Below are 12,525 nucleotides of genomic sequence, written 5' to 3' on the forward strand. Positions count from 1 at the left end.
AGGTCTTTATTTTGTCTGATACCAGTTGATGATGCGGTCAATTTCATCAATCGTTAAAAAGTGGCCCTTGTCAAAAATGGCTAATTGAAGTTTGGGAAAGGCAGTTTCCTGCCAATTTTGGTAGAGTTCTTGAACTGCGACTGGGTCAACCAACTGGTCCTGCAAGCCAGCCGTCACAAGAATGTCCGCTCTGCTATTTTCCAAAGGCACTGAAAAATCAAGAGCTGATGGATGGAGCAAGAGATAGCAGTCAGCCAAATCAGCCCGCTTGGTCAGGAGCCCTGCTATAAAATTAGCCCCGTTTGAAAAGCCGACAAAGGTAATTTGCTGGTAATCTGCTACTGCAATTTTTGGCCACTGGTCTATAAAATCGGTCAAACGTTGCTCAAAATCAAGCAAATCCAGCTGCCCGTCAACCAGCGGAGCAAAAAAGCGACGGGATTTCCCCTGACCAACATTGCCCCGAAAAGATAGTACAGTTGCTTCAGGATCCAATTTTTCCCTCAGAAAGAGCATGGACTGCTCATCGCCACCTGTTCCGTGAAAAAAGACCAGGAGACAGGGCGCAGTTCCCTCCACAAAATGATAGTTCATGACTGTCTCCTAATAACGATTTCTCAGAACTTCTTCAATCTCAGCCCGGTCTTCCTCAAAGAAGCTTGGCAAGAAGAGTTCAACATCATCGAGTTTATCTTGTTGCTCAGCTTTCTTGGCCTCGTGCAGACCTTCCATTGTCGCCACTTCAAACATAAGGTAGTTCGGCGCGCGGAAATAGAGGGAGTGCATAAAGTCCCGATTGATAATGCCTGAGTGCGGACGGTTGAGCAGGTCAAGTGTATGAACCATATCCTCTAAATCTAATGTATCCAAGACACCAAAGGCTACGTGGTGAATGGCACCAACCCCAATGACGGAGATTTTTGAAATCTGATCGACGAAAACCTGCACGCGATGCTGGAAATCATTGTCGAATTTGAGCGAAATGACCTGCTGTCCCTGATAATCAAAACGGCTTTCCTCTTCAAAACCAAATCTCTCTGTCAGCATGTCCAGCAGGGCTTTCTCCTCCCGCACCCGCATCTGAATCCCAGCAATTCCTAAAATCGCAACCGATTCAGGAATCTCGGCAGTCTCCATTGGATACATAGGACCAATAGTATCATGATAGGTCAAGGCCAAATCTTGCCCATCCTCATCTTGGAAATTGAGGATATGTCTGTCTCCCATCGCTTCTACTCCACCATGTTCGACCTCAAAATCCGTCAAACGTTGTGCCCAGAACTCCAGAGCTGCCTTATCCTTAACTAGAAAAATCGTTCTTTCTAGGCGATTGGTTCCCTTGCGTTCCATCTGGAAGTTTGGCATGTCAAAAATCGTGAATTCTGTACCGAAACGGCCATCTTCATCCCCGAAAAAGAGGTGATACATGGACGAATCATCCTGATTCACTGTTTTCAGGGTCAACTTCAAGCCAAGAATATGGTGATAAAAATGATAAGCCTGGTGGATGTTGCCCACCAAAGTCGAAATGTGATGAATACCTGTATTGTTCATGTAAACTACCTCGTTCCTGATTTTATTTTATCAATAATTAGCGATAAAATAAAATATTTTGCTCACATTCTTGAAAGATCATATTGTCACGACAAGCATCATTCACTTTGAAAAGACTCTACACTTGGTTAAGCCTAGGACATGCTGGGGTTCATTCACTATTATAAAAAGTCGGGACATTTCATCCCGACTTGAAACTTTGCTTTTAAAGGATAAATGATAGGATTAGACCGCCTAAAATTCCTCCGACAAGGGCTGCTAGGAGATTGGTTTTGGCTTTGCCAGCCTTACCACCACGCGCAACTGATGCGACAAATACACCGATACCCGCAGCAAGTCCCATATCAACCCAGGCAGAACCCGATTGGGTGATTAGCCCCACACCGTGGTTAATGGTCCAGGCCGTCCCGACAATCATTGCCGCAGCGATCCAACCACCAATCGGACCAAATTTTTCAACCATCTGTCCCCAGGCCATCCGAATGATGAAGGGGAAGAGAAACGCACCAACTAAAGTAGCAATTGCTTGTTGAACTGTCATGTGATACCCTCCTTAATCTTTTTCCATATCTTCTTCAATCTTGGCTGCAACCAGTCCAGCGATGGTTGCGCCGATGACAACCAAGACGATGGTCGGAAGCGATTCAACCACAGTACCAAATCCATTAATAAAGGCATCACGGAAAATACCACACAGACCGATTCCCAGCCCCATATCGACAAAAGCTGAGTCATCATCGTGTTTGATTAGCCCCAGATAATGGTTCATAAACCACATTGGACCGATGATAATAAAGGCAGCAAAGTAGCCTCCAATAATGCCGTAGGCATCCGCAAATGCCCCCCAGACACTCATAACAATCATACCGGCAATCATATAGCCGATGGTAGAACGTAAAAATTTCATAAAGCCTCCTTGGGTTCTTTTCTATTGTTCAGCTTGGTAAGCCTTTTCATAAATTGTATTACACCTTCTTTAGATAGGTCAAATCATTCTTATTAAGAGTAGCTATAAGCAAAGCTTCTTGCTGTGCAACTTCATCTGCTGTCCAACTATAGTATGCTGTCATTTCCTTGATGATTTCAGGTGCTACTGCATCCAATTGTTCCCTCATGAAGAGCATATAGTTTGTTCTACGAAGTAGATAATCCACTACTGTCAAAGCCATTTCTTCTTTCATGGCATAATGAAGAGAAAGCAAATCCCGTTGATTAAGGTCAGACACAGCCTCTACTTTATGGTTCAAGGCAAAAACTTTAGGTGCATTTGAACCGTACAAGTTAGCAAGGTAGAGGGCATCCTCGTAGTCCAAACCTTTTTTCACCCCTAATTGTGCCAAGTGTTCAATTTCTTCTGCTACGTTTGCAGGGTTCAATTCTCCACCAGAAACAGGATAGGTCTTAGAATTGATGAGTTTAAAGCTACGCCCATGTTCTTCTTTGAGAATACTTGCCACTTTTTCAAGTGCACCTTCTGCCATCTTACGGAAGTCAGTGATTTTACCACCGGCAAGTGTGAGCAAACCATTGTCATCACGGTCAAGGGCAGAACCACGCGATACAGCAGACGGATCCAAGTGTTTTTCAGAAACACTACCTTCCAGATGAGTCAAATCGTGTTCCACATCATCACGAGTCTTTTCATTGTTCAAATAACCTTTGACGGTTTCAATCAAGCTGTTGAAACTATCGTCGCTGAGTTTTCCATTATTGCCACCATTGTAGTCAGAAGCTCCATTTCCTGACAAGAGTGGACGAAGACCAGCCCAGCCACTTTCAATATCATCCAAGGTCAAGTTTGCTTCTGGGAAACGATTGTTAACAATATCCAATAGATAATCGACATCTTCTTGTGTAATCGTTGGATTCGCCAAATCACCTGTATAGTCCGTATCTGTCGTACCAAAATAGGTTTTGTTTTCACGCGGAAGGACAAAGACCATACGGCCGTCAGCGTGTCCAGTGTCAAAGTAAGTTGGTTGTGGCACAGACAAGCGAGAACTATCGACAACTAGGTGCACACCCTTGGTTGGACGCATTTGAAGGACGCCTGAACCTTCTCCACCAAGATTACGCACTTCGTCACTCCAAGGTCCTGTTGTATTGATGACCAAACGAGCACGGATTTCAAAGGTGCTGTCTGTCAGCAAATCACGAGCGACGATACCGACAACTTTTCCAGACTCATCCTTGATGAATTTTTCCGCTTTGACACGGCTGGCAATCAAGGCTCCGTCTTTGGCAGCACGTTTGATATTTTCAATTACCAAGCGGGCATCGTTATTACGGAAGTCCAGATAAACTCCACCACCAAGCAAGCCTTCTTTTTTCAAATGCGGTGCTCGTTCCAGCACTTCTTCTCTTGTCAACACCTTATTGGCAAGGTCAGTATTGTTGACGCCAGCCAACAAATCATAGAGATCCATGGCCACTTTCAAGCGGAAGAGGCTAAAGGTAGATCCTTCTTCATCGTAAACTGGAAGCAACATTGGGTCTGGTTTGGGAATGTGAGGTGCAATATTTTGCACTACTGCACGTTCTGAAACTGTATCAGATACTACTTCTACATCAAACTGTTTGAGGTAACGAAGCCCACCGTGAACCAACTTGGTTGAACGACTGGATGTCCCTTCGGCAAAGTCCTGCATTTCAATCAAGCCAGTTTCCATACCACTAGCAGCGGCTTGGAGGGCAACACCCGCCCCCGTAATACCACCACCAATAATCAAGAGATCCAACTGTCTATCTTGCATTTTTTCAATCGCTAAGCGACGTGTTTCTTTTGAAAATTCCATGTTTTCACACTTTCTAACTTTTTACTCTTCATCCAATTGTGCAAATAACTGCGTTGCAGCAACTGCTTTTTTCCAGCCTTTATAGAGCTGTTCTTTGCGTGCTTCATTCATTGCTGGCTTGAAGGATTGACCAACTGCATTCAATTCCTTCAATTCATCCAAGTCCTTCCAGAAACCAACTGCTAAACCTGCTAAGAAGGCTGCACCAAGTGCAGTTGTTTCCAAGTTTTTCGCACGGGCAATCTCAATACCAAGGATATCTGCCTGGAATTGCATGAGAAGGCTGTTCATGGCAGCACCACCGTCTACTTTCAAGACAGAAATATCAATTCCTGTATCCAATTGCATGGTATCAATAACATCACGAACTTGATAGGCAATAGATTGTAGAGTAGCTTTCACAAAATCTTCCTTGCTTGTACCACGAGTTAAGCCAAAGACAGATCCACGCGCATCTGAATTCCAATATGGAGCTCCTAGTCCCGTAAAGGCTGGTACAACATAGACCTCATCGTTGCTAGTAGACTTACGAGCAAGTTCTTCAGACTCAGGCGATGTTTCCACCATTCGCATACTATCACGCAGCCATTGAACTGCAGAACCAGCGATAAAGATTGAACCTTCTAGTGCATAGTAAACTTTTCCGTTAATGCCATAACCGATAGTGGTGAGAAGACTATTCTCAGATAGCTGCATTTCCTCACCAGTGTTCATAACGATGAAGGAACCTGTTCCATAGGTATTTTTCACCATACCTGGCTCAAATGCCAATTGTCCAAATAGGGCTGCTTGTTGGTCACCTGCCATACCAGAAATAGGAACTTCTGCACCGTAGAAGTGGAATGGCGCTGTTGTTCCGTAGATTTCTGAATTGGAACGAACTTCTGGCAACATAGCTTTTGGAATATTGAGGAGCTCAAGGATTTCATCATCCCACTTGAGTTCCTTGATATTGTAAAGCATGGTGCGGGCAGCGTTTGAGTAATCTGTTACATGGCACTTACCATTGGTCAATTTCCAAACCAACCAAGTATCGATAGTTCCAAAGAGAATTTCACCTTTTTCAGCACGTTCTTGTGCACCTGGAACTTGGTCCAAAATCCACCGAACTTTTGTTGCTGAGAAATAGGCATCTACTACAAGACCAGTCTTTTTATGAATCAAATCCGCATGTCCATCCGCTTTTAACTGATCAGCAATATGTGATGTTTGACGAGATTGCCAGACAATGGCATTGTAGATTGGAAGTCCTGTTTCTTTGTCCCAAACAACTGTCGTTTCACGTTGGTTAGTGATACCAATCCCTTCAATCTGGTCTGGACGAACACCACTTTCAATAAAGGATCCCGCAATAACAGACTGAACGGAATTCCAGATTTCATTGGCATTATGTTCTACCCAACCCGGTTTAGGGAAAATTTGTGTAAATTCTTTTTGGTAGCTACCAACTTTTTCACCTTTTTTGTTAAAGATGATGGCGCGTGAGCTTGTTGTGCCTTGGTCGATGGCCATAATGTATTTTTCAGTTGACATTTCCTGTCCTCCTTGTAGATTTATCATTACTTTTGAAAGCGTTTCCGACTCCCTTGTGATTTTATTGTAATCTATTTTTCGAAAATAATCTTATCAATTTTTTTATAATTTCAAAAAAATCTGATAAAGTTGTCTTTTTGCGACAAAAGAAAAACTTCCTAGGGAACTAGAAAGTTTATCACCGACGTTCAATCCGAAACTGCTTTCGTTCGACCAACCGTTTAGACTGCTCCAACTTGCGCTGTTGAATGGTCTGGATAAGGCTCTTTACATCCTTCAACTCCTGATCAGTTGGCAATCCATAGATATGATAAGATGGATCTTGCTGCCAAGGATAATCATGGCAAATAACCAGATCATAGGATTGGTCTGATTGGACAGGCTCGATTTGAATTGACCGATTGCGTTCTAAGGACTGACATAAGACATGTAAAATGGGAGAACTGATGACAGATGGATAACTGGATGCCCACCCAATTTTCACCATGGTTGGCTCCACCTGCATAAAATATGAAAATAATTGCGTCAAAGATAGCAAATGACTGGTGGCTGGGGCTTGCCTTCTCCCAAAAATCTCCTCAGATACATGGTGCAAGATACTAGAAGCAGCCTCTTGCATGAAGGGATCATAGTCAGCCAACTCATCCAAGCCACTATCGATGCAGGAAGTAAAAAAATAGAGCTGACTAAAGACCTGATTGAGATGATAGAGTTCTCCTTCTTCCACTGTCAAATCTGTCTTCAAGAGTATTTTTACACGTTGAAAGGCCCAACTAGTCGCTTCCATAATGGGGCCTCCGAATCCTAAGACCTGTTCTAGTTGATGGGCTGCCACTATCCCTTGACTAAACAAGAAGGCAAAAACGGACATTGTGTCACCCTCTTGAAAGGAAGCAGATGCTTGCTGGCGTAAGGTTAAAAAGATCTGACGGAGGTGACGGTAAAATTTATGTTGCTCATAGGGAGCCATTAATTGATAAACTGTCTGGAAATCCAAATCCTTCAATCGCATTCTTTTCTGGACAATCATCAACCAGAGAGCCAACTGATGGGCCTGTCGAGGATTAAACTGGGATTGATAAAAGCGTTCAAAAATCGGCAGATGAGCAAGTTGCTCCCTAAAGACCCGATCTTGTTCTAATTCCTTGAAAGGCCTGGTCAGCCAGAATAATTGATAATAAAAATAGCGAATTTGCAACTCACTACCCCGCAAACGACCGTTCCGTATGCTCACCTGAAACTCTTTCAGGACTTTGTTTAATGTCGAAAGGTGTCTGTTCAAAGTAGCTTCACTCAGCAATAAATCTTGAGCTAGCATGGGGATGGAGCATTCATTTTTATCAAAAAAATAAAGTAAAATCTGGTACTTGATACTAGTTCTAAAGAGATAGGCAAACAGGTCTTGTCTGGATAAATTAGCTCCGCGTTGTAAGACAATTTCTTCTTCTCTAATTTGAAAAACTAGACCAAACTGGCCCTCTTCAACCTCTTCAGAGAAACTTTCTATATAGCGTAACAAGGTAGATTTAGACAGATGGAGCTCCTGGGCAACTTCCTTTATTCCAATAGGTGTAACGGACTTGCGCAAGAGAAGAAAGAGCTGGTAAATAGCGCGCTCACGTTTTTCTAATAAATCTAGAATATGCACACAATCACCACCTATTCTTGGTCAGTTTTTTGCCACAAATACTGATTGGCTGCTTCCATAATGAATGGTTGCAGATCGGTTCTACCAGGCAAACAAAGCCAGGATTCTTGTAACAAGTCCTCAACTGTCATATTTTTTGAAATAGCTAGTGCCAATACATTCATCTGTGCCATGTGGTCAGAGGAAGATACCAATTGACCACCAAGAATACGTCCATCCCCTCGACTGACCACCATTTTGAAGTCTATTTCATGTTTATCCCATTGACTGAATGGATGACGGATGCGAACAGTGTCTGTGTCTAACCACAGGTTTGCTTCCCTTTCTGTCAGTCCTACGCTAGTCAGATTATAGCCAAACACATGGGTGGAGACAATGCGTTGAACAGGCTTTAAGCTCTTCTGCTTAACCAGTAGATTTTCAGCAACCAGACGCCCTGTCAACATAGCGTGGTTGATCATGGGCAGGTAGGCCTGCCCAAACATGGTAACAGGCATCCGAATTAAATCCCCTACCGCAAAAATTCCAGCTTGGCTGGTTTCAAGATACTCATCCACCAGAATACTACCATCTGTATGCAGGTCCACTAGTCCTTCCACCAAATCTGTATGGGGTCTAAAGTTGGTACCCAAAAGCACCAAGTCCGAATGATATGTTCCCTGCAAACTGCGTAACTGGACTTGACCTATCTCATCCAAGTTAACTTCATTAACTGTTTCCGAAAAATGATAGTCGAGTCCAATTCGGTCAAACTCTCCCCAGATAAAATCGACCATTTCTTGATCGAAATATTTGGCTAAGGGCCATTCTTGTGATTCAATCAACCTGATCTTAATGGATGAACGACTGAGAGCCTCCAAACTTTCAAGACCAATTTGACCAGCTCCTATGACTGTTACCCTTCCGGCCCCTTCAATCTTTTCGAAACTCTTTTTAGCTTCTCCAATAGATTTACTTGTCAAAATCTTTTCCGATAGATCAACCGACTGGTGTCCCCAAACTTGTTGAGCACCCATAGCTAAAATGAGATAGTCGTAGGATAATTCCCGTATGCTTTCTTCTTTTTTTAGCCTTATTCTTTTAGATACAGCTTCTATAGAAATGCATTCCCATCCAAGTAAGAAATGAACGGCCGACTGCTCTAGCCCTTCAAAATAGCCAACCCTCGCTTCTTCCCAGCTTGAAATTTCCCCTTTTACTTTCCAATTGAGTGCATTGGGAAAGTAGCCTGTACTTTCTTCCTTGTCAATCACATAAATAATCGCTTGTGGATAGCGTTTCTGGCATTCCATTGCAGCTGTCAAACCAGCGAATGAAGCACCAATGATCAAAATATTCATCCCGCTTCCTCCCTTCTCCTCCATTATAGCATTGACAAGGCAAATTCTTATTGAAAAGGTTTACACATCCAAACAAAAAAGCACACCTATTTTATGATGTGCTTGAATAAATTTAAATAAAAGGTCGAAAATGGCAGTTGATGCCCTAATTATCTTTGCTCGGGTTAAAAATATCCCCCGGACATTTTTAATAATCCGGTCTAACCACACCAGTCACAGTTGCTTTGGTTGCTTCGTAGTCGCCGTCAACGACGACTTTGATAATGCGTTTGGCGTCTTCTTCTGGACAAGGTACCAATGGTAAGCGGAGTGGTCCAACTTCAAATCCCATGTAATTGAGAACTGCCTTGACTGGTGCAGGACTAGGATAAGAGAATAGAGCATTAACTTTCGGAATAAACTTGCGTTGAATGGCTGCGGCTGTTCGGATATCTTGCTGCTCAATGGCAGTAAACATCTCATGCATCTCATCACCATTGGTATGAGATGCGACCGAAATCACACCATCTGCACCCAAGTTCATAGCATGGAAGGCATCGCCATCTTCACCAGTATAAATCAAGAAATCCTCTGGCTTATTCTCAATCAAGTAAGCCATGTTGGCAAGGCTGGTACACTCTTTTACACCAATGATATTTGGATGCTCCGCCAAACGCAACATGGTTTCTGGCGTCATTTCAACGACAACACGACCTGGGATATTGTAGATAATGATTGGCAAATCAGAAGCATCCGCAATAGCCTTGAAGTGCTGGTACATACCTTCTTGAGAAGGCTTGTTGTAATAAGGTACGATGGCAAGACCTGCCGCAAAGCCACCAAAGGCCGCAACTTCCTTGGCAAACTCGATGGAGTCACGGGTATCATTGGTACCGATACCTGCAATCAATGGCACGCGTCCATCGACAATCTTTTGTACTGCCGCAAATAATTCTAACTCCTCAGCGTGTGTTAGAGTTGGACTTTCGGCAGTTGTTCCTGCCAACAAAATCCCTTCCGTATGATGAGCCAACAAATGTTCGACCAATTCTGGCAATACATCATAGTTAATGGCACCATCTTCTTTAAAGGGCGTAATCATAGCCGTAATGATTTTTACATCTCGTAAATCTTGAATAGACATAGAACCTCCTAATCAATAAATTCGTATCCAGCTTTCTGAAGAACTTCAATAGCTGCTGGGAAATTATTAGCTTTAGTAAGTATGTAATCAGTATTGAAAGTAGATACTGCAAAGATACTGATTTTTGCTTCTGCTAATATTTGACTAATCTGTGAAAGGATACCTACTAATGAAAAATCAAGTACCCCTACAACACGAAAAGCTATCCAATCTTTGTCCTCTTCTATAACATTATCAGGAACTTCTTGACTCAGACAAACCAGTGAGTTTTCTTCATCCGTTTTACCGATAAAAATATAAGAACTAGTCAAGTTAATCTTTGTATAATCTTCGAGTTTACAAACTGAAAAATTACCTTTAATAATTTTAAGTTTCAATTGTTAATATCTACTTTCTATAATAGCAAGAATCCAGCTGTTTGATTTGACAAACTTGTAAGTTGGATAAGAGGTAATAGATGATTTTATTTCAATTCAAATTTCAAGTCTGTGGTTGGACGAACTAGACCACGCTCATGAAGGGTTTCAGCGATTTGAACAGAGTTCCATGCAGCACCTTTGAGCAAGTTGTCAGAGACAACCCACATGTGAATACCGTTTTCCTTGTCCAAGTCCTTACGGATACGACCTACAAAGGTATCACGGCTACCAACTGCATTGACTGCTTGCGGATAAATTTGGTTGGCTACATCATCTTCTAAAACAGCACCTGGGAAGGCTGCGATAGCCGCTTTCACTTCATCAATCGGTGCAATTTCTTTGGTTTCAATGTAAACAGACTCAGAGTGAGCTGACAAGACTGGAATACGGACGCAGGTTGCAGAAACAGCAATGCTGTCATCTTCCATGATTTTCTTGGTTTCTTTGGTCATCTTCATCTCTTCGTAAGTGTAGTCATTGTCTGTGAAGAGGTCGATTTGCGGAATCGCATTGAAACCGATTGGGTAATGCTTCTTATCGCCACCTGAAGGAAGAATGTTTGCTTCTACCGCTTTTGGCTCTACACCGTCATTCAGGACAGAACGAAGCTGAGCCTGAGTTTCTAAGATAGCTCCCATACCAGCACCAGAAACTGCCTGATAAGTAGATACGATGATCCGCTCCAAGCCCCATTTCTGACGAATAGGCTCCAATGCAACCATCATCTGAATAGTTGAGCAGTTTGGACAAGCAATGATACCATTGTGGGCATCAAGCGCGTGTGCATTAACTTCAGGAACAACCAACGGTACATCTGGATTTTGACGGAAGTAAGAGGTATTGTCAACCACTACAGCTCCTGCTTTTACTGCGTAAGGAGCGTACTTGGCAGATGTAGAACCACCAGCTGAGAAGAGGGCAATATCCACTCCTTCAAAGGCTGTTTCTGTTGTTTCTTCAATGACAATGTCCTGTCCCTTAAACTGCAAGGTCTTGCCTGCTGAACGGGCAGAAGCAAGGAAACGCACTTTCTCGATTGGAAGTGTTGACTCTTCCAACATTTTTATCATTTGGGCACCAACTGCACCAGTTGCACCAACAACAGCTACTACATAAGCCATAGAAATCTCCTTTAGGTTAATTCTTCAAAATTTTCTAAAAATTTGTTATTTCATAATTATACCACAAATTTCCTGAATGAAAAGCTGGAATGTGCTAAATTTACAATCAATCTGCCGAAAATTCCACACTAGACTGAGTAAATTGTCATACGATTTCGACTTGTGCTTATCACCATTCAAAAAAGACAGAAATGACCCAAAACAAGTCATGACTGCCTTATTGTATTTTGTCCACTTGCATTATCCGACTCTGGAGCAGGTAGGGCGGCCGGTACTTGTCAGTCATACACTTCAAAAACTCGTGCATTTCCTGGGCTTGGCTCTCCAGAAACAGGTCCAATTCCTTGAAGCGTTCCCTTTCTTCATCACTTGCACACTTTTTAAAATAACCCCAAATATGCTGATAGGCAGTGCGCAAGGTCTTTATACTAGGATTGTGAGCTAAAGCCTCCGCTAGCAAACGTTCAAATTCAAGTTCTTTGTCAACTGACCAAACATTTCCCTTAAAAAGCTGACGCAAGGCATTATAGTGATGCTGAGAATGAGCCATGACCAGATATTTCTCTCTTGCCCATCTCTTCTGAAAGTACTTGAGATTTGTCACCCTTGTCACCTCCTCCTATTTGTCAAACCTAGACCAGCGCCAGCCACAGACCCAAACAGACCACCATATATAAACAATGCAATCCTATCAGCAAATACACTAAACCTTTGGACAAAATTGTAATATATAGATGGACGTAGGACTGATTTGGCTTAAGTGGATTGTAGTAAACATCGACGCTAGAACCAATGGAAAAAGGTCCAGCAAAGAACTGGACGTTAGACTGAACAGACTATTCTTATTTCGATAAATAATTAAAGAATCTGGTAAATATTTTCTATCTAGCAAATTATAATGCTGTCCCGTTACCAAGCATGATGAGGGTGTTGAAACCGTGACGTATCGACAGGATTGGAAATGTGGACCAACAGCCCAATAATAGCTTTGT

General features: G+C 42.6%; 12 protein-coding genes. All 12 read right to left on the bottom strand.

The window, feature by feature from the left end; all coding sequences use genetic code 11:
- Nucleotides 1-6: 6 nt before the first annotated feature.
- The gene (locus ACHBHN_RS00375; protein WP_394733423.1) at nucleotides 7-594 is read right to left on the bottom strand and encodes an alpha/beta hydrolase; all 588 of its coding nucleotides are present in this window, start codon (nucleotides 592-594) and stop codon (nucleotides 7-9) included.
- A gap of 9 nt (nucleotides 595-603) precedes the next feature.
- Nucleotides 604-1,554 (bottom strand): VOC family protein, encoded by a 951-nt coding sequence (locus ACHBHN_RS00380; protein WP_394733424.1) that lies wholly within the window; start codon nucleotides 1,552-1,554, stop codon nucleotides 604-606.
- Between the two features lie 205 nt (nucleotides 1,555-1,759).
- Nucleotides 1,760-2,095, bottom strand: coding sequence for a Lin0368 family putative glycerol transporter subunit (locus ACHBHN_RS00385; protein ID WP_105111995.1), 336 nt, complete (start codon nucleotides 2,093-2,095; stop codon nucleotides 1,760-1,762).
- A gap of 12 nt (nucleotides 2,096-2,107) precedes the next feature.
- Nucleotides 2,108-2,461, bottom strand: a complete 354-nt coding sequence (locus ACHBHN_RS00390; RefSeq protein ID WP_105111996.1) for a Lin0368 family putative glycerol transporter subunit — start codon at nucleotides 2,459-2,461, stop codon at nucleotides 2,108-2,110.
- A gap of 58 nt (nucleotides 2,462-2,519) precedes the next feature.
- The gene (gene glpO, locus ACHBHN_RS00395; protein ID WP_394732937.1) at nucleotides 2,520-4,349 is read right to left on the bottom strand and encodes a type 1 glycerol-3-phosphate oxidase; all 1,830 of its coding nucleotides are present in this window, start codon (nucleotides 4,347-4,349) and stop codon (nucleotides 2,520-2,522) included.
- 21 nt (nucleotides 4,350-4,370) lie between these two features.
- On the bottom strand, nucleotides 4,371-5,882 hold the full coding sequence (gene glpK, locus ACHBHN_RS00400) for a glycerol kinase GlpK (protein WP_172061854.1): 1,512 nt from the start codon (nucleotides 5,880-5,882) through the stop codon (nucleotides 4,371-4,373).
- 178 nt (nucleotides 5,883-6,060) lie between these two features.
- The gene (locus ACHBHN_RS00405) at nucleotides 6,061-7,530 is read right to left on the bottom strand and encodes a helix-turn-helix domain-containing protein (RefSeq protein ID WP_172067501.1); all 1,470 of its coding nucleotides are present in this window, start codon (nucleotides 7,528-7,530) and stop codon (nucleotides 6,061-6,063) included.
- Between the two features lie 11 nt (nucleotides 7,531-7,541).
- Entirely contained in the window at nucleotides 7,542-8,870 is a 1,329-nt protein-coding gene (locus ACHBHN_RS00410) for an FAD-dependent oxidoreductase (protein ID WP_172067503.1), read from the bottom strand.
- A gap of 187 nt (nucleotides 8,871-9,057) precedes the next feature.
- Nucleotides 9,058-9,993: a 4-hydroxy-tetrahydrodipicolinate synthase gene (dapA, locus tag ACHBHN_RS00415; protein WP_172067505.1), complete on the bottom strand. Its 936-nt coding sequence runs from the start codon at nucleotides 9,991-9,993 to the stop codon at nucleotides 9,058-9,060.
- An 8-nt stretch (nucleotides 9,994-10,001) separates the two neighbouring features.
- Nucleotides 10,002-10,370 carry an ACT domain-containing protein gene (locus tag ACHBHN_RS00420; protein ID WP_172009149.1) on the bottom strand — a complete coding sequence of 123 codons (369 nt, stop codon included), beginning with the start codon at nucleotides 10,368-10,370 and terminating at the stop codon, nucleotides 10,002-10,004.
- 86 nt (nucleotides 10,371-10,456) lie between these two features.
- Nucleotides 10,457-11,533, bottom strand: a complete 1,077-nt coding sequence (locus ACHBHN_RS00425; RefSeq protein WP_318830362.1) for an aspartate-semialdehyde dehydrogenase — start codon at nucleotides 11,531-11,533, stop codon at nucleotides 10,457-10,459.
- Between the two features lie 217 nt (nucleotides 11,534-11,750).
- Entirely contained in the window at nucleotides 11,751-12,083 is a 333-nt protein-coding gene (locus tag ACHBHN_RS00430; RefSeq protein ID WP_105122230.1) for a YbgA family protein, read from the bottom strand.
- Nucleotides 12,084-12,525: the final 442 nt, after the last annotated feature.

The organism is Streptococcus sp. A22 (assembly GCF_043674215.1).
Taxonomy (GTDB): Bacteria; Bacillota; Bacilli; order Lactobacillales; family Streptococcaceae; genus Streptococcus; species Streptococcus suis_V.